Origin of the sequence: Marinomonas profundimaris (assembly GCF_000508165.1) — a bacterium.
In the GTDB taxonomy this organism is placed as follows: Bacteria; Pseudomonadota; Gammaproteobacteria; order Pseudomonadales; family Marinomonadaceae; genus Marinomonas; species Marinomonas profundimaris.
The window spans coordinates 242,148-260,033 of sequence record NZ_AYOZ01000001.1 but is presented as its reverse complement, the minus strand read 5'-3'; the positions used below and the strand labels follow the sequence as shown (position 1 = coordinate 260,033).

The 17,886-nt window shown below is 42.7% G+C and carries 17 protein-coding genes; 3 read left to right on the top strand and 14 right to left on the bottom strand.

The window, feature by feature from the left end; genetic code table 11:
• Positions 1–16: 16 nt before the first annotated feature.
• Positions 17–880 (bottom strand): isocitrate lyase/PEP mutase family protein, encoded by an 864-nt coding sequence (locus D104_RS20385; RefSeq protein WP_024022475.1) that lies wholly within the window; start codon positions 878–880, stop codon positions 17–19.
• A gap of 313 nt (positions 881–1,193) precedes the next feature.
• On the opposite strand from D104_RS20385, the gene D104_RS20380 reads away from it, so the two are divergent.
• Entirely contained in the window at positions 1,194–2,480 is a 1,287-nt protein-coding gene (locus tag D104_RS20380; protein WP_024022474.1) for a cation:proton antiporter, read from the top strand.
• Positions 2,481–2,603: 123 nt separating this feature from the next.
• Here D104_RS20380 and D104_RS20375 read toward each other — a convergent pair whose 3' ends face one another.
• Both D104_RS20375 and D104_RS20370 read right to left on the bottom strand, forming a co-directional pair.
• On the bottom strand, positions 2,604–3,251 hold the full coding sequence (locus tag D104_RS20375) for a hypothetical protein (protein WP_024022473.1): 648 nt from the start codon (positions 3,249–3,251) through the stop codon (positions 2,604–2,606).
• 103 nt (positions 3,252–3,354) lie between these two features.
• Entirely contained in the window at positions 3,355–5,049 is a 1,695-nt protein-coding gene (locus D104_RS20370; RefSeq protein ID WP_024022472.1) for a methyl-accepting chemotaxis protein, read from the bottom strand.
• Between the two features lie 530 nt (positions 5,050–5,579).
• Between D104_RS20370 and D104_RS20365 the strand changes: the two genes are divergently transcribed.
• Positions 5,580–7,034, top strand: a complete 1,455-nt coding sequence (locus D104_RS20365) for a sensor histidine kinase (RefSeq protein WP_024022471.1) — start codon at positions 5,580–5,582, stop codon at positions 7,032–7,034.
• The gene (locus D104_RS20360; protein ID WP_024022470.1) at positions 7,031–7,480 is read left to right on the top strand and encodes a response regulator; all 450 of its coding nucleotides are present in this window, start codon (positions 7,031–7,033) and stop codon (positions 7,478–7,480) included. Before D104_RS20365 ends, D104_RS20360 begins: the two co-directional genes overlap by 4 nt.
• Positions 7,481–7,498: 18 nt before the next feature.
• Here the strand turns inward: D104_RS20360 and D104_RS20355 are convergent, their stop codons facing one another.
• The 11 genes from D104_RS20355 to D104_RS20310 form a co-directional block, all read right to left on the bottom strand.
• Positions 7,499–8,098: a PqiC family protein gene (locus D104_RS20355; protein ID WP_024022469.1), complete on the bottom strand. Its 600-nt coding sequence runs from the start codon at positions 8,096–8,098 to the stop codon at positions 7,499–7,501.
• Positions 8,099–8,120: 22 nt separating this feature from the next.
• Positions 8,121–9,767, bottom strand: a complete 1,647-nt coding sequence (pqiB, locus tag D104_RS20350; RefSeq protein ID WP_024022468.1) for an intermembrane transport protein PqiB — start codon at positions 9,765–9,767, stop codon at positions 8,121–8,123.
• Entirely contained in the window at positions 9,764–11,056 is a 1,293-nt protein-coding gene (locus D104_RS20345; RefSeq protein ID WP_024022467.1) for a paraquat-inducible protein A, read from the bottom strand. The genes pqiB and D104_RS20345 overlap by 4 nt, the downstream gene beginning before the upstream one ends.
• A 314-nt stretch (positions 11,057–11,370) precedes the next feature.
• Positions 11,371–11,877 (bottom strand): DUF2867 domain-containing protein, encoded by a 507-nt coding sequence (locus D104_RS20340; protein WP_024022466.1) that lies wholly within the window; start codon positions 11,875–11,877, stop codon positions 11,371–11,373.
• Between the two features lie 96 nt (positions 11,878–11,973).
• Entirely contained in the window at positions 11,974–12,840 is an 867-nt protein-coding gene (locus D104_RS20335) for an LEA type 2 family protein (protein ID WP_024022465.1), read from the bottom strand.
• The gene (locus D104_RS20330; protein ID WP_024022464.1) at positions 12,841–13,842 is read right to left on the bottom strand and encodes a hypothetical protein; all 1,002 of its coding nucleotides are present in this window, start codon (positions 13,840–13,842) and stop codon (positions 12,841–12,843) included.
• A 117-nt stretch (positions 13,843–13,959) separates the two neighbouring features.
• Positions 13,960–14,091, bottom strand: a complete 132-nt coding sequence (locus tag D104_RS37610; protein WP_024022463.1) for a hypothetical protein — start codon at positions 14,089–14,091, stop codon at positions 13,960–13,962.
• Positions 14,092–14,628: 537 nt separating this feature from the next.
• Positions 14,629–15,711 carry a 23S rRNA pseudouridine(2604) synthase RluF gene (gene rluF, locus D104_RS20325; protein ID WP_024022461.1) on the bottom strand — a complete coding sequence of 361 codons (1,083 nt, stop codon included), beginning with the start codon at positions 15,709–15,711 and terminating at the stop codon, positions 14,629–14,631.
• A gap of 183 nt (positions 15,712–15,894) precedes the next feature.
• Positions 15,895–16,254, bottom strand: coding sequence for a ribbon-helix-helix domain-containing protein (locus D104_RS20320; protein WP_024022460.1), 360 nt, complete (start codon positions 16,252–16,254; stop codon positions 15,895–15,897).
• Between the two features lie 188 nt (positions 16,255–16,442).
• Positions 16,443–17,012 carry a DJ-1/PfpI family protein gene (locus D104_RS20315; RefSeq protein WP_024022458.1) on the bottom strand — a complete coding sequence of 190 codons (570 nt, stop codon included), beginning with the start codon at positions 17,010–17,012 and terminating at the stop codon, positions 16,443–16,445.
• 86 nt (positions 17,013–17,098) lie between these two features.
• The gene (locus D104_RS20310) at positions 17,099–17,875 is read right to left on the bottom strand and encodes a transglutaminase family protein (protein ID WP_327024713.1); all 777 of its coding nucleotides are present in this window, start codon (positions 17,873–17,875) and stop codon (positions 17,099–17,101) included.
• Positions 17,876–17,886 lie beyond the last annotated feature (11 nt).

The following is a 17,886-nucleotide window of genomic DNA, read 5'->3' as shown; positions in this document are numbered from 1 at the left end:
TAAAAGCCGTTTTAGTTTACTCTTGGACATCCATATACTTGTTCGCCCACACGCGGTTTTCTTCCAATGTAGAATAACGCGTCGACAATTCGGATGCATTTAATGTGCCTTCTGCAATGCCACGTTGCTCACGCAAACAGTCGTAAGTTGCCTTGATCGCTGCGAAATACGCCGCATGCCCATTGACAACAATACGCACACCATTCGCGGCAAGACGCTCACGATCTCGTAATTCAGGGTTATCATACGCCACCAACATAACGGGGATCGTAATGTGCTGGGTAATTTCTTCTAGATGTGCAAAATCACGAATCCCGACCATACAAATACCATCAACACCAACCGCCTGGTATGCTTTTACTCGCGCAATGGTTTCTTCTGTCGTCAATTGACCTGCATTGGTACGAGCAATGATGCTCATAATAGGGTCGATACGCGCTTCTAGTGCGGCTTTTAGTTTACCAACGGCTTCTTCTACCGGAATCAAATCTGTCGATTTATGACCATACTTGGCAGGCAACAGTGTGTCTTCAATCGTTAACGCGGCAACACCGGCACGCTCAAGCTCGACAATCGTTCGCATCACATTCAACGCGTTACCGTAACCATGATCCGCATCCGCAATAATAGGCAAGCGGGCAACACGACCAATACGGGTCGCTTGTTCGGTAAATTCACTCAATGTGATCAAAGCAAAATCTGGCGCAGCCAATACCTGCAATGACGCGACAGAACCTCCTAAAATACCGACTTCAAAACCAAGGTCTTCAGCAATACGTGCCGACATAGGATCAAAAGTAGAAGCGGTGTAATAACATTTCCCACTTGCTAATAATGTTCGAAAGTCATTGCGTAAGTCATGCTGCGAAGGTGTTGCCATAAATATACTCCTAAAAATGTCACTAAATTTCATATAGCGTAATTGGGCGCGATTATACTATTGTTGGGCGTTGGCTTCATTATAAACCAACCATTTGGTTAGGTTTTGTAACTAAATTACAGAAGAAAATGAGTAAAAAATTACCAATATGCGTCATAAACCTACTTTATTTATGAGGAAACGCATTAGGTTCACTTTTTGTACAGTGAAACCCGTGACAGTGGCAACCTCTAGGGATAACATACAGTCCCAGCATCCCCCCTATGCACCTTTTTTTGAATTTCATCTTACTGATAAATGTTAAGGTTCTCGAATGAACGCTTGGTACCTCATCTGTTTTCTATCGGCATTAGCGGTTTTTATCGCTTTTACCAACCAATACATCCTAAAAATGCAAACCACTATTGCCATTACCACAGGCTCTGTAGTGATTTCTTTGCTTCTGATTCTTGCGGTAAAAATGCTGGGGGATGAAACGGCATTATTCATTACACAAGTCGTCGCTGGTATCGATTTTAACCAGTTGCTTTTGAAAGGCATGTTAGGCTTTTTGTTGTTTGCTGGGGCGTTAGAAATTGACCTTGCCGCATTGAAACGACAACGATGGGAAATCACCATATTGGTGCTGTTTTCCACGCTCGTCTCAACCTTTATTGTGGGTTATTTGAGCTACTATTTATTCGAGCTTTTAAGCTTCCCGATTCCTTTTATCTATTGCTTGCTGTTCGGGGCTTTGATCAGTCCAACTGACCCGATTGCCGTTTTGGCAATCATCAAGCAAATGAGCGCGCCGCAAGGCATTTCGATTCAAGTCGAAGGGGAGTCCTTGTTTAACGATGGTGTTGGCTTGGTTATCTTTACCACTATTTTCGCCGTGGCATTTTATGGTACAGAAGCCAGCTTCCAAGAAGTGGCCGAGCTATTCTTAGTCGACGCCATTGGCGGTATTGTGTTTGGTCTTGTCATCGCCGTTGTCGGCCACTTTGTCATCATTAACTGTAAAGACATCAACACTCGCTTACTTGTCACCTTGACGATTCCCTCAGCGGGTTTTGCACTTGCCAATATTTGGGAAATTTCTGGCGCATTGGCCATGGTGACCAGCGGTATTCTTCTTGGGAACATTACCCGTGCAAAAGCCTCTAAAAGACGCGGCCCAGACGGTACGCGCTATGTAAAAGATTTTTGGCACGCTACCGACAGCTTCCTAAATGCTTTGCTGTTCTTGATCATTGGTATGTTGATTGTGACAATGCCGCTGTCATGGGAGATTATAGGCTTAGGTTTGGTCATGGTGCCTGTGGTACTTTTCGCTCGATTTATCAGCGTTGGTACACCTTACCTTTTCTTCAAACGCTATCGCGAATACGACAAGCACTCCGTCAAGATTCTAACATGGGGTGGTTTACGCGGTGGGCTTGCGCTTGCAATGGCGGCGGCTATTCCTTCTAATCAACTTAAAATTGAAGGGTTGGATCTGCATGACATTATGGTCATCATCACCTACGTTGTGGTTATTTTCTCGATCATTGTTCAAGGCTTAACCATCTCACCGTTAATACAAAAAAGTATCCAAGCGGCTGAAGAAAAAGCGAAATAACATTAATTTTCACCTCTTAAACAAAAAGACCAACCGTTTAACGGTTGGTCTTTTTTTTTCCGATATGCGGTTCCCAATACAATGGCCATTGGGCAAAACACGCATCGCGCTATAAAAATGTTATCACTCTCGACTCACGGAAAAAATCGCGCCATCTCCATAGAATTTAACCAATTCGCGAATCGTGAATGACGTCACCTCATCGGCGTAATAGAAGGCTTCTTTGACTTTGCCGTTATGCATGTCTTTTCTAATGCCGCTTTTCCCATCATAGGCATGGGTACTGCTTTGCACTTCAATAAGATTCATATCAACGGACACAACAACCATAGCACCGTATTTATAAATAGGGTCTTCATTTTTAAAGATCTTTGAAAAATCAACACCGTAAATATCATTTACCCTAGGGTTTTCAAGGTAAATAAGCGTTTTACTTTCTTGCTCCGCGTTAAAATAGTCCACGCCTAAAAAAACAAAAGGAACCATGACAGCCCATACTTCGATTGGTAAAAACAACAAAGTATGCGCCGGTGACTTGGTCTTTTTTCCAGTCTCTGAATCGACCTCTATGATTCGATCTCGATTATTCAATAAATAGCCAATCCCGCCAAGAATGATAGCGACGACCACCAATGCCAGAATTTTCACCCATCGATTATCGCTATAGAATCCCTCACCCATGAAGTAATCAATAACGACCTGAACATCAACAAAAGCAGCGATGAAAACAACAGGAACAATCCAACCTTTTCCTTTCCAAATAGCCAACATCGCTACACCTTATCGCATTCAATCTACCATTATTATTTTGTATGTTTGTTTACAACAAAAAGGCACCGCCCAGTAATGTTATTAAATGTAGCCATCAGAATGCTCAACATTTAAATTCGCTTAAGTTGGCATTCAAATCGGCTAAACGTTTGCCGATATCTTCGTTTGATTGCACCGCTGATTGCGTATCAGTTCGAGTCTGTTCCGATATTTTATTGATGTTTTCGATACTCACTTGCACTAATTCGGCAATTGACGCTTGCTCTTCCGTCGTTGAAGCAATTTTCGTATTAAAAGCATAAATTTCATTCACAGCCACGGCCGCTTCATCAAACACCTCAGACGTACGTTGGCTTTTTTCCAGACACTCTTCTGTGACGGCACTGCCTCTGTTCATACTGTCCATTGCTTTTGCCGCTTCCGCCTGAAGCTTCTCAACAAGGGATTTAATATCAACCGTTGACTCTTGTGTACGCTGCGCTAAAGAACGAACTTCATCGGCCACAACGGCAAAACCTCGACCTGTTTCACCCGCTCTAGCAGCTTCTATTGCGGCATTAAGCGCAAGTAAATTAGTTTGTTCAGCAATGCCTTGTATCGTATCCAAAACGGCACCGATATTGTCAGTTTCTTTGACTAACGCACTAATATCCTTAGACGTTGTTTGAACATCTAGCGCCAGCTTTTTAATGATCTCTTGAGATTCATTCGCCGAGTTTTTACCTTCCAACACCCTTGTTTTCACTCGCTCCGCAACCGCTGAGGCATCTTGCGTATTTTTCGCAACTTCCACCGTTGTTTCACTTAAATGTCGAACCGATTCATTTACCTGCCTCGTTTCTGCACTTTGCTTTTCGACACCATCTAAGGTGTTATTAATAATGCCTATCGCCGTTTCAGACGACTTACCGAGGGACGCTGCAGACACATTAACATTCTTAATAATGTGTTGCAGTTTTGCCATAAAGCTATCAAAAATGTTCGACACGTCACCAAGCTCGTCCTTGCTTGGACTGTTAATTCGATACGTAAGGTCTCCACCCCCATTCACAACACCTTGAATTCGGTCGATCAAAAGATGCAATGGCGTTGTGATAGAACGCCCAATAAACAGAGCAATAAGAATACCGAGTAAAAATGCAATGCCTAAAATGGTTGAGATATACACGATTGCCTCTTTTTCATCTTGCTCCGCTTTGTTCGCAGCATCCAAAGAAAATTTCTGAGCTTTATCTAATAAGGCAACCAAGTGAAAAGAAACCAGTTCGTTTTCTTTTTCAAGGTTATAGATTTTATCTAATGTGGCTTTGATGCCAGAGGTTCTAATCTCTTCAAGCAGCACAAATATCTGCTCTTCAAGGTGTAAAAATTCCTGCTTTATTTTTTTAAATTCGACAAGTAAGTCTGCATATCTCTCCGCTTCTGCTGCAGAGTGTGACTCATTAAAAAGTGTATTTAGGCGCGCCTCTAATGCAAACAACTCGTCATGAAGACTCTTTGTTTTTTTGTCGAGTTTAGCAATTAAATCCAACGATTCTTTTGATGTGCCTTTCCCTTTAACAAGATCAACAAGAGAGTGAGATACCACTTTTTCAAATAGTACAGACTCTTCTAACTGATGCTCCGTAATGGTTGAGATACTTCTCGCAAGAGGAATATTCTTATGCGCGATATCACCGATCTCTTCACCCACTTTAAACATGTTAGAAAGACTGACATAACCCAGTAAGGAAATTATCAATAACTGGACAACACTCATTAATAATATTTTGTGTGAAATTTTTACATTTTTAAGCATGACGTTGATCCAAGTTGAAAGTTGATGACTTACGTGAGGCCGTGAAGCGCGTTGCCACAAGCTAAAAATATTAATTTTTATGATTTTATCTATGTAACACACTGAAAAGCTTAGCTTTACTGTAAGGACGCCTTTGCTTCAATTACGATGATGTGCTGAGTAAACCACTAACCTCCCTCAAAAATAGTCTTAAGCCAAATACGGACCACCAATGACACTGGAGGCCTCACTTTTTGGCTAAAGATGCATCCATAATTGTAAGCCTGTCCACTCTTTATAATTTGAGTAATAACTTTAATATGACATTTGAATATTTACTATCAAAAAAAGAACCTTATTACATTTTTACAACATTTTTTTACTGTTTTTCGTCCAAGATGATGCACGTTTTTTTTAACACTTAATATTTCAAAAATAACGAACAATGCTTCCTAGCGGAATGAATAAAAGGCTGCTATACCTAAACTCAATATATCGTCATACCTTCACAACAAGACATTTTCCTCAATAATAAAATCATTTCGGTTTACATGAATATTTCAAAAAAGCTAATGCTCATTGTTATTCTTACGACGGTAGAAGTCAGTATTACCGTTTTTTCTGCATTTGAAATAGCCAAAGGAGCCAAGTTTCACCAGCTCAATTTTCTGCATTTGAAATATATCAACCAGCTGTCCAAATCCATTAATGAAATCGAGATTGATAAGTCGATCGACACGAAGACTATAGAGTCCAATATCCTAGCAATAAAGCAACAGCCAATTGATTGCTTAGAAGAAATCAACATACTGAACAAAGTAATAATGGAGATCATCAACACCAATCAAGCGCTCACTATTTGTGAAAAAGACATTGAAGTCGCTGACACAGCGCTGTCATCCCTGAAGCAATATGAAAATAGAGCGATAGATAGACACACTTTTTTAACGAGCCTTAATCATGCACTCTATAATTTCAATGAACATTCAGAAAATTTCGAAGAGCCAATCAGAAAAACGGTGTCTTTTATACTAATAACCTTGATCCCTCTGGTATTAATAATCTCTCTCTTCAATATACTTTTTATAAGCTATTTATCACGCACTATATCAAACTCAATTCATAATTTGACCCTGCTTTTGTCAAGCAAACCAAAAGACAACATAAACCTAGATGAGGACCTTGAAAAAAATACGACAGGCGAATTGAAGGCATTAATAATTGCGGCCAGACAACGCATAAGAGAAGATTTTTTTAATTTAGAAAACAACAAAGAGCTGCAAGCCATCGTGAAGACACAAACAGCATCACTACAACAAGCTAACGATGAACTCGCGCAATTCGCCTATCGCGCATCACACGACCTCAAATCCCCTCTTTCTGGCGCCAAGTCTTTGGCCCAATTTGTTATCCTAGACATTGAAGCGGGAGACACAAAAGAAGCGATCAACAACGCAAAAATAATCTATCAGCAAATGGAAAAACTTGAGACGCTCGTTGTTGATATATTATTACTGGCCAAAGCAGATATCAGCAGCGAAGACATTACACCGATTGATTTTGATCAGCTCATTATTGATATGAAAGAACGCTTAGCATGGTTAATGAAAGATAACCCTTGTACGCTGGAAACCAATATAACCCTATCGAAACCAATAACATCCGATAAAGCCCGCTTTGCTCAAATCATTGAAAACGTCATTTCTAATGGTTTAAAGTATTATGATAAAACAAAACCCTCACCCTACGTAAAGTGTGACATATTTGATAAATCAGATATTCTTACTATTATTGTTTCAGACAACGGCATAGGCATTCCAGAACAACACCAAGACGAGGTGTTTGATATGTTCAAACGTTTCCATGTAAAAAACAGCACAGGGTCAGGACTCGGTATGGCGCTTGTCAAAAAGCACATTGAGTTCCTAAAGGGTGACATTTCATTTGAAAGTTCTAAGGATGGCACTATTTTTACAATCACTATTCCAATGGATAAACAAGTATGAACGCAGTCAAACCACCAATACTGATTATTGACGACGATGAAGTTGATCGATATGTACTTAAACGATTGATAAAAGAAGCAAAATTAGAGCTAACGATTTTTGAAAAAAATGACGGACAAGAAGCACTAGACTTCCTGAATGACTATGAGAATAACAGACAAGAGTACCCCGAAGAATTCCCGCCCATATTAATTTTTTTAGACATTAATATGCCGAGAATAAATGGCATTCAATTTCTTGAGGAGTTTTCTAAACTGAGGACCAAAGTCGACGACATTCAGTCTTGTGTCGTGATGATGTTTAGCTCATCTGAGCGGGAAGAAGAGAAAGCGATCATTATGGCCCATGATTTTGTGAAAGGGTATTTGGTTAAAGGGACGTTTAAGGCACAGGAATTAAAAGAACAAGTCCTCTCTGTGATAGATGCTCCGGTGAGTGATATTTAAAAGAACAGACGTAATCTGCTACTTCTTAAACGTCTTTGCGATGTTATTTGCAATAGGGTCAATGACTTGGTTAAACCAGCTAGCAGACAGTGTTTGAACCATTGTCGAATAACCGTCTGATTGCAGTGCACTGTTCACATAAAACGTGTCTGACACCGACAGCTCTCCAGTTGCCGAAATAAGCTGCCAACGCCCTGAAATATAAATCATGCCGTCTAAATCGGCATAAAAATCATCCACTTCAATATTCAATAAGGCAATCGCATAGGAAGGCAAGTGCTGCCCGCCAAACCAAGTAACATTGGGTAGCGTTTTTTCTAATCGTTGTTGAGTTAACCTAGTCAATTGCGGCGACAGTGTTTCTGCCCATAAATTATTTTGCGACCGATGCACTTCTCCTTGCTTTGACACCAAGACAATCTCATTGCCCGCTAAATAGTTAGCGACAACAATCGGCATTAACTGAACCGATGCGCTGTTACTTGGTTGAGCCTGTACGCGAGACAACCCATCATCCATGAGTAAATATTCATTACTAGGGGGGACTGGCGTGGCACAGCCACCCAGTACACTACTCAACCCAGCTACCCACAATATACGCCACGTCATTATTTTCATCTTGCTCCCTTACATTATCCCGCTATCTTGCCGCTTTCGGCTGAACGTCTAAGCGTGGCTTACTATCAAAAATTAAGGTATTCGGATTCTCCCTAAGCTGCCTAAGCAAAGGCTGTAACTCATTCAATGCTCGACCTAATGACACCATATTTTCTCTTAATGGTCGTCCAATCTGTCCATTTGCCTGATACGTTTCGAGCGTTAAATTCAACTCAGCCATCACATCCGATAAATCCGCTGGCAACGCTTGAGTTTCCGACTGGTCTAATAGCAGTTTGACACTTTTACTCACGGCTTGTAATTGACGCAAGGTTTCATTCGCTTCTCCCATTGTTTTACCCAGCTTATCAAATGTTTCTTTAAGCGGTACATCGGCCAATTTATCCAGCACAATTGAAACCTTGCCTTCAATATTTGCTAAAGAATCAGGGCCAGTGGGAAACACCTGATAACCTTCAAATGTTTTCAATTTTATCGGTGGAGGATTGTCCATAAAATCCAGACTAATGACTTTCGCGGCATTGAGATAATTGCCAATTTCAAGCCTCGCCCTGAGCCCTTGGTGGATACGATAGTCCAATAATTCTTGCCATTTTTTCAATGATACATCGCCAGACACTTTCCACGCGTTCAAACGTTGCGGCTCAATACGGGCAAGCACAGGAATAACCGGTCTTTCATGAGAAGTTAATGTATCCATCGATATTCCAGTAAAAGGCACTTCCAATACCGTCCCAATTCGAACCCCACGAAACTCAACATCCGCACCCGCAGCAAGCCCGCTCACATTAGAATCGAACAAAAAAACATATTCGAGCGTCTGATCATATAAGTTATTATCTGCGTCTTCTTTTGATGGATATAAGCGGAATGAGGTTAAGTCTTTGACTGGCTGACCTGCCGACCGGCTCTTACCTAACCCAAATGAAATACCACCAGACAAAAAGGTTTCTAACGAGTCTAACCTTACTTCAAACCCTTGTACGGAACTTTTAAAGGACAAACCAGGCGTGACCCAAAATTGAACTGCATCGTTCACCAAGGCATCATAAGGCGGCTTCACCACAACACGATAGGTGATGGAACCTGAATCGGCATCAAAGCCCACCTCTTCAATGTAGCCCACTTCATAACCACGAAAATGCACCAAGGACCCCACATCCAATTTAGAGCTATCGTCGCTGTGCAGTAGAATTCGGACACCTTCCTTTTTGGTCGACAGTGGCGGCTGGCTTAACAAGGTAAATTCCGTGCTTTCTTTACCTTGTTCACTGGGCGCCATATCAATATAAGCACCAGATAATAAGGTACCTAAGCCACTCACACCTTCTCGTCCAATACGCGGTTTTACCACCCAAAATTTGGTATCTTCTCGTAGCATTTTTTGCGTACCTTGATTCATACGCACCTGAATAATGGCTTTATCAAAGTCGCTACTAAGGCGAATACCAATCACTTTTCCGACATCGACATTGCGTGCTTTCAGCTTAGTTTGACCCGCTTCTAACCCTTCTGCATTAGGTGCAGTTAACGTAATAACAGGCCCTTGGCTGGACCAATTTTGATATAACATCCAACTCGCCACCATAATCGCCACGAGCGGCACCAACCAAATAGTGTTAAAACGTACACGTCGAAGGTTCTCGACATTCTTCTTTTCCTCTATCACTCTTTTTTCTCCTGTCGAGGTGTGCTTACTGAGTCCCTGTTACTGTCCCATAATAATCGCGGATCAAATGTCATTGCGGCCAACATCGTTAGAATAATAACCGACATAAATGACAACACCGCTGGCCCCGGTAAAATGGACATTAATTCCCCCATTTGCACCAACCCCGTTAACACAGCCACCACAAAAATATCAATCATCGACCAACGCCCTACTAATTCGGTTATGCGATACAAGCGTATTTTTTGCAAGGTTTTACGTTCTGTCGGGTAATAACACTGCCAACACAACCAGCTTAATGACAAAATTTTAACCAGAGGTATGACCACACTGGCCATGAATATCACCAAGGCAACCGGATAAGACTCTAAAGACCACAATAACAACACGCCGCCCATAATCGTCGACGGCTCGCTTCCACCTAAAAAAGTGGTCTGCATAATAGGGAAAACATTCGCTGGTACAAACATGATCACAGAGGCAATAAGAAACGCGATCGTCCCCGTTAAACTGTGCGGACGACGACTGTGAATTGAATGTCCACAGCGGCTACAATGACGTGCAGAATGATGCAATGTCGCGCCACAAAAATGACAACCGATCAGTCCATGTTGCTGAGCCGATTCAAACACGTCAGAGTCCGTCCGCTCTATCAAAAGATAATCTGGCCCTTGGCCTTCTATTTGATTCCAAAGCCAACGTCGATCCACCAAACTGACGGTTTTTAACAGCAGCAATACATAAGCGCAAAATGCCCAAAATGACAGCCCCAGTTCAATATCCGCCAAACTGTCCATTTTGACTAAGGCCACTAAAATTCCGACCAAAAAAACATCAACCATTAACCAAGGTTGAATGGCAATTACCCAACGAATTAAATAACGCATGATGGAACGACGTATATAACGATGACGAAACGACCATACTAATAAAACGACCGCTAACAAATAGGCAACAGGAAAGACAAACAACGCCAAACTAATCACCGCACTGAGCAAGAGATAATCTTGATTAATCAGTACACTAACAACAGTAAAAAGAGTGATGCTTCGCTCAGCACCATTACTAGAAAAACCAAGGAAAGGAAATATTAAAGCAAACACTAACATGAAGAGAGAGGAGCACCCTGCACTAAAAATGCGTCCTTTTACATACGCATGCACATTGATTAGTACATGGCCGCAACGTGCGCATTTAAAACGCTCGCCACTTTTTAACGGCGGTATTCGGTGAAGTGAATCACATTCATCGCAGGCGGTGACACTGTCATAAAACAATGGACGACTCATACCCTTCCAAAAAATAAAAAACGTTCTTCGTAAGACCTACCTACACGCCGTAATCAAAGCGCTTAATCTTTGTATATAACACGATAAATATGACAAATGATCAAGCTATCAAAGATATTCAATTTTTAACAAATGTTTAATATTCCAAAGGAATATGCACATGAGCTCACCTTTTCACCCATGCTGTCAGACATAACAAGATTGCTTTATAGGCCATCCGATTATTTTTCACGATAAAAACCAAAAAGCCCCGAGCGTTCATCAACATTCAGGGCTCTCTTTAATAAGCATACACATCGCAGTGAAATTCCTCGCTATCTCGTTGCTTTTTCTAAATGGGATAAGCTCGAAGGAACAATAAGCTTGTGCATCGGTGCGACAAACAACATATAAAATTTACCAAGGCGGTTTTTCACATGCACTACGGTGGTGAGATGTACCTTAAAACGCGAGCCTTCTGGCTCTAAATACAGGGAAACCTTCACATCAAGGTGCTTATCTTTGTCTTCCAAGATCACTTCGTATTTCTTATTTAAATAAACAGAGAAAATCCCCACTCTGTCACCTTCTAAATAATCATCACCATGCTTCGCAAGAACTACGTTGCCGAAAGTCCCAAGGTTCTTCAAGCCGACAAAAGACACCATGAGATTTCGCAATGACATCAACGCATTGACCCACTGGGGCGTTTTTTTCATCAAATCCAACCAAACGTCCATCGCGGTTTGGTTTGGATCGTCGATATAGCCGATAAAACAATCTTTAAAATACGCACCTTCTAACATCTTAGAAATATCGGCGTCTTCAGGTATGCTATTCATTTTTTACTTCCTTTTAAAAAATGCACTTACTACAACCAAAGTAAGCTTAAGGGCATTTAAATAAGCAATGCCCTGTATTTTCGGCTAAACATTAGCTCATCGGCTTAATACTTGCTGAGTCTTGAATTGCAATGGCGTCGACCGCCATCCTGCTATATCCGTATCCACCTTTGCCCCCACGTTAACATCTACTGCAACAGGGTCCGAGCTGGTTAGCAAACGATACAAGTTCATTCCCATGTCACTGATACCAATCGACAATGGAATGGAGAGGGTTTGTGTCGACCCTTTGGGTAAGTCGATGGATTGTATTTCACCTTGCCCCAATGACTGACCTTCTGCCTTTAAAGCATAGCTCACATCCTGCAAATTGATCTCGAAAACATTAGGGTTTGTAATCGAAAGATCCACATGCAACTGAACGCCACTAAAACCAATAGCGTCCACACTGACTTCTTTAAAAACCACCTCAGGTTGCTTTGGTATCGGTAGCACACCTGAAAAAGACACCGGCATATTCCAATCTCCCAGTACAGGGAGATTGACCACTACATTACCGTCTATGGCGTAATTGAATTCAGTGTTTGTCGACAACCCTTCCACGCTCTTCATGACTTGATCGAACGTCAAAGTCACGGGTAATTGAAGACTGTTTTTACCTTTCGCAGGCAATGTGAGGTTTGAATCCGCCTGAGCAACAGACGCTATTTTGCGGTCATTGATTAGGAAATCCAGATCAAACCCTGCGGTTTTTATAGCAAACGAATTCGGGTTACTGACTTCCACATCCACCAATAAAGTCACGGCCTCCATTGATAAACTATCAACCGAGACACCCGTTACCAACGCTTTTGGCTTGCTCACTTCCATTGTTTTTTGCAGTGCCGAGCAACCCGATAAAAGCACAATCACCGCGGCACAGAAGAATGTATAAAAACAGGTATTACGTCGATAAATCATCATCTACTTCGCTCTTATTGCAGGAAGATAACGTTGTATTTCCTCTGGCAGCTGCAATACAAATAACGCCCTCACCGTTTGCCAATAAACAGACAACATCAGCAAAAATGCGCCCATTACCACACCGGTTGCCGCTAGGCTGTAACCAACACCACCGTAATTTTCGAACAAACTCGACAAAGCATAAATCACATAAAAAAGGGAAGAAACCATAAAAGCACGACGATCTATCGCGACGGATATGACCGTCATAAACACATACAACAAAACAATCATCGTCATATTGTTCAAACTTTCATTACCATCCAGAACACCCAGGCTTGAAAAAATCGGATGTATAATCAAAGGAGCAGACAAAAGGTGTAGCCAAAATGCCACATCTGACTTACGTGTCGTTCGGTTCGTATCCGCCGCATCCCAATACATGGCACAGACAAACGCAATACAACCGCACACAAACAAGGTCACCATTAAGATATCCGTCCGGTCAGGGACAATACTGATCACAACAGAAGCCAGCATGGCCAACGCAGCGCCAACGCCTACCGCAACAGTAATCGGCACGTTAAAACGCCGCCAATGAACATAAGCCGTCACGGTCGACAGCGCCGTCGCAACAATAACGGCGTAACTAGACTGCCACCCAAATAAAGATTGGGTGAAAGCAAACACACCGCCAACAAAGGCCAGCAACAACACAATGGCAGGCAGTGCCATTTTTCGGCGCAATATAAAAACTTCCGACAACCCCCACGATAAGGCGGCAAAAACAAAATACCCTAAGCTGTCATTAACCGATTGAAGCACCCACAACGACGAAAACAACAACAAGGCACAGGCGATGACGACAAAAATATCGTTAAAGCCACCAACCAAACGAAAGTTCTCTTCATCGACAGAAGACGTCCCGCTGGATGACGACATAAGGTGACGAAATTCATCCACTGACGCTGTTGTAAAAACGCCCTTTTTAATCGCCAAATTTAGATCTTCATCTGTGTACATATTTACTCTAAATCCCTAAAAGTTATCACACGCTAAAATCAGCGAAGCAGTAAAGTCTACTCAGACTACAAGATAGCGAACATACATAAAAAAAGGAACGCCGAAACGTTCCTTCTTTTATCGATGAGGCGCCGCACCACCGCCACTGTGACCATGTGGGCCTCCAGCAGGTAACATAACGCATGCGGTGACACCAAACATTAACACGACTAAAAACACAGGTTGAACCAAGCGTTTCATTATTTTCATCCTAACCTCCTATTCCCATTTCTATTCGAGGGCACAACGAATAATAAGAAGCGAAAAAGGGTTATACAAACAATCCCTCAACACTGTCTACATACGTCCTTAGTTGTCGTTAAATCCACCACAAAACTGACATTGAGCCTTATAAACGAACCAATCAGCGCCTTTATTTCGCACACAAACATGATGCTGAAGGGCATGACTAAGTATGCCTTTCTCTTCTTCAAAAATAAGAACATACTGATTGAGTTGCGAAATATGGTGACGTTGTTGATTGAAATCATACGCAATATACCGCCCTTACGTTGACGAAAGCCAACCTAGGTTAATAACGTGATGATGCAAGGTGAATGTTATGAGCAAAGGTCAAGACAGTAAGAAAAATGCGAAAAAGAAACCGCTTTTAACGGCAAAAGAAAAGAAAGCGGCCAAGGTTTCTAAAAAATCGACAAGCAATGTTCTAGGCAACTAAGACTCACTTAGCCACCGTGACTCCACGGTGGCTCTTTAAACATCGGTTAACTCTGATCTAACAAACCATTACGGACGTGAAGAACGTTGCGGGCCACCTTTGCCTTTTGCAGGGCGCTTACCATTGCCTGTCGGTTTACCGCTGCTTGGCTTTCCACTATTGGGTTTTCCTGCACCACTCGGCTTTCCATTTCCTTTGGATGTACCGGAAGGTTTCCCGTTTGGATGTTTGCTATTGCCCGTTGGCTTTTTCGGATCACCAAAAGGACGTCGATCTTTGCCTTTAGAGCCACCAGCCGGTTTACGAGGATCTTCCTTTTTCGGGTGTTTCGTATTGGCTTTTTGTACTGCGACAGGCTTTGATGCAGTATTCGTTCGATTGGTATTTCTTGGCGCCTTACGGGCTTTTTTTGCTGGCGTTGTACTTTCTGATGAAGAATCTTCAATCGACTTTAACAAAACCGCCAACTCTTTTTCCGTCAAATCACGCCATTCACCAACAGGGACACCTTTTAAATTCACGTTCATGATGCGCGTGCGTTCTAGCTTTACCACATCGTAACCAAAGTGCTCACACATACGACGAATTTGACGATTCAAGCCTTGTACTAGCGTGATATTAAACACATTCGCCGTTACCTTGGTGACGGGGCATTTTTTGGTCATCGTACCCAAAATAGGAACACCGCCCGCCAAGCCTTTAATAAAGTCGTCGGTGATTGGCTTATTTACCGTGACCAAATATTCTTTCTCGTGGTTGTTACCAGCGCGCAAGACTTTATTCACCAGATCGCCGTTATTGGTCAAAAAGATCAAGCCTTGAGAGTCTTTGTCCAAACGACCGATCGGGAAAATTCGCACACCGTGACTGACAAAATCAACAATATTATTTCGTTCCGAACTTTCCGTCGTACTCACAATACCTACTGGTTTGTTCAGTACAATAAAGACAAAATCATCCGCGTCTTGTGGCTCGATCAATTGTCCGTTCACCTTGACCGTATCGCCCGCCGCCACTTGGTCGCCCACCTTGGCGCGCTTGCCATTAATGAAAACATTGCCCTGTTCAATAAAGCGATCTGCGTCTCTTCGAGAACAAATGCCGCTTTCACTGATGTATTTATTTAAACGTGTGGATGATGCGTCAAACATAAAGTGCCGTCTTTGTGTGTAAAAAGGCGCTCGGTTAAGAAAGCGCTTAAACTAAGTGAGTCGTAAAGAACGATATGGCGCACATTATATAGGAAATAGAAGGTGTATTTCAGGCAGGAAGGCAGAAAATAATAAATAAGACATCAACAATCCGCACGAAACATTGTCAAACTTCGAGACCCATTATTGATGTGTTTCAAGATAGTATTTTTCTTGCTCAAGAATTCGATCCGTATTGAGCGAAGCAATACTAATATCACCAGAATGCGGCAGCATGCCAATGGTTTGCAGATGCAAATAACGCATGGCACACACTCGCAGAAAAGACGTGAAATTATCAAGATTGTGTCCGGCATCCAAGGCTTCGTGGTTTAGCTTGGCGATCATTTGTGACAAGGACAACTTGTCTCGCTGAGCGATCTCTTCCAGCGTGAACCAAAAAAAACTTTCTAACCGAATGCTAGTAACCATGCCATCAATCCGCAATGAGCGGGTGACGTTTTCCCATAGACTTGGATCAGAATTCACAAAAAGCTTACACATGGTATTTATCCTACTGAGTGGCGAAACGGGCTCGCGTATTTTTGTTATTGGCGTCTCTGTTGGAATCTATCGTGGCGCGGTGCAAACAGTCTAGTTCAAAACAATCGTGGAAGTTAGGCGGATTTCACATTTTACTGTCTCATGACAATGTTAAATCCGCCTTACTGAAACGGGTTCCCTTTAGAGAATTACTTCGCTAACAAGGCATAAAACTGAGCCAACCAAGCGGGATGCGCTGGCCATGCAGGTGCCGTCACCAGATTGCCATCCGTCACGGCTTGATCAACGGGAATGTCCATAAACTCACCATTAGCAAGTTCCACTTCAGGCTGACACGCTGGATAAGCGGAACATTTACGATTCGTTAACACACCAGCAGCGGCCAATAACTGCGCGCCATGACACACCGCTGCAACGGGTTTATTGGCATCAAAAAAGTGTTTCACCATGGCAATGACGTCTTTATTGAGGCGAAGGTATTCTGGTGCACGACCACCGGGAATCACCAAGGCATCGTAATCTTCAGCGTTAATGTCAGCAAACGTCGCATTTAGCGCAAATCGATGGCCCGGTTTTTCCGTGTACGTTTGATCGCCTTCAAAATCATGAATTGCCGTCGCGACCGTATCACCAGATTTTTTGTCTGGGCACACCGCATGCACCGTATGGCCAACACTCATCAACGCCTGAAACGGCACCATGGTTTCGTAATCTTCCGTGAAATCGCCCGTGATCATTAAGATTTTTTTATTAGACATGACACTTTCCTCTGTTGTGTTTAAAACGTCCTCTGTTTTAACAGCTAGGGAAAGCAAAAAGGTATTAAGGGGTTATTACATTAATTTCAATAGTTCGGTTTGGGGACTTGCTCAACTTGGACCTCCATACTCAACAGCTCAATGGGTACGCCAAACTGAGTATAAATAGCCACATCGGTTGCATCTCGCCCAAAGGCGATGGCGACTCGTCCACCCTGTAAATCGGTTTGGGTAGGATCGAAGGTGTACCAACGGTCACCAACATAGGCTTCAAACCAAGCATGCAAATCCATCGGATAAAGGCCTTCAAGATACCCAACCACCATTCGCGCCGGTATACACAACGCGCGGCAACACGCGATACCTAAATGCGCCATGTCTCGACACACGCCATGACCTTGTCCATTCACTTCGGAAGCGCTGATGGTCTCCTGACCGTGTCCCGGCGTGTATTCTATTGTTCGACGAATATAATCCACGATAGCCGCACACTGATCATAACCAGGCGCATAACCCATCGCGATCGACGCCGCCATCTCCGTAAAATGATCTGAATCGCAATAACGACTAGGAAGCAGGAAGGGTAAGGTTTCATCCGGAAGTTGTGGAACCGCAATAAACGGCGCTCCCGGCGCGATATCAGAATAGTCTGCGGTCTCTACATGCACCAGCGTTCGCAATGAAAAACGCCCTACTGGCGCCACAAGACGTTGACACAAGTTACCAAATGAATCGGTGAATTCGACCGCTGGAACACTCGGCGACAAGACATAATCTTCTCGCGAAATCCATTGCTGCTCACCACTTCGAGGTCGCAACATCAAGATAAACGGCGTCGGTACAGAAGCATGAAATTCAAACATGCAAGAAGCCT

What these genes read in the sequence shown, in the direction of transcription:
- rluF (WP_024022461.1), bottom strand. Translation starts at nt 15,711, where the DNA reads ATGTTTGACGCATCATCCACACGTTTAAATAAATACATCAGTGAAAGC.
- D104_RS20385 (WP_024022475.1), bottom strand. Translation starts at nt 880, where the DNA reads ATGGCAACACCTTCGCAGCATGACTTACGCAATGACTTTCGAACATTA.
- D104_RS20365 (WP_024022471.1), top strand. Translation starts at nt 5,580, where the DNA reads ATGAATATTTCAAAAAAGCTAATGCTCATTGTTATTCTTACGACGGTA.
- D104_RS20360 (WP_024022470.1), top strand. Translation starts at nt 7,031, where the DNA reads ATGAACGCAGTCAAACCACCAATACTGATTATTGACGACGATGAAGTT.
- D104_RS20355 (WP_024022469.1), bottom strand. Translation starts at nt 8,098, where the DNA reads ATGAAAATAATGACGTGGCGTATATTGTGGGTAGCTGGGTTGAGTAGT.
- D104_RS20370 (WP_024022472.1), bottom strand. Translation starts at nt 5,049, where the DNA reads ATGCTTAAAAATGTAAAAATTTCACACAAAATATTATTAATGAGTGTT.
- D104_RS20310 (WP_327024713.1), bottom strand. Translation starts at nt 17,875, where the DNA reads ATGTTTGAATTTCATGCTTCTGTACCGACGCCGTTTATCTTGATGTTG.
- D104_RS20380 (WP_024022474.1), top strand. Translation starts at nt 1,194, where the DNA reads ATGAACGCTTGGTACCTCATCTGTTTTCTATCGGCATTAGCGGTTTTT.
- D104_RS20330 (WP_024022464.1), bottom strand. Translation starts at nt 13,842, where the DNA reads ATGTACACAGATGAAGATCTAAATTTGGCGATTAAAAAGGGCGTTTTT.
- D104_RS20315 (WP_024022458.1), bottom strand. Translation starts at nt 17,012, where the DNA reads ATGTCTAATAAAAAAATCTTAATGATCACGGGCGATTTCACGGAAGAT.
- D104_RS20345 (WP_024022467.1), bottom strand. Translation starts at nt 11,056, where the DNA reads ATGAGTCGTCCATTGTTTTATGACAGTGTCACCGCCTGCGATGAATGT.
- D104_RS20335 (WP_024022465.1), bottom strand. Translation starts at nt 12,840, where the DNA reads ATGATGATTTATCGACGTAATACCTGTTTTTATACATTCTTCTGTGCC.
- D104_RS37610 (WP_024022463.1), bottom strand. Translation starts at nt 14,091, where the DNA reads ATGAAAATAATGAAACGCTTGGTTCAACCTGTGTTTTTAGTCGTGTTA.
- D104_RS20375 (WP_024022473.1), bottom strand. Translation starts at nt 3,251, where the DNA reads ATGTTGGCTATTTGGAAAGGAAAAGGTTGGATTGTTCCTGTTGTTTTC.
- D104_RS20340 (WP_024022466.1), bottom strand. Translation starts at nt 11,877, where the DNA reads ATGAATAGCATACCTGAAGACGCCGATATTTCTAAGATGTTAGAAGGT.
- D104_RS20320 (WP_024022460.1), bottom strand. Translation starts at nt 16,254, where the DNA reads ATGTGTAAGCTTTTTGTGAATTCTGATCCAAGTCTATGGGAAAACGTC.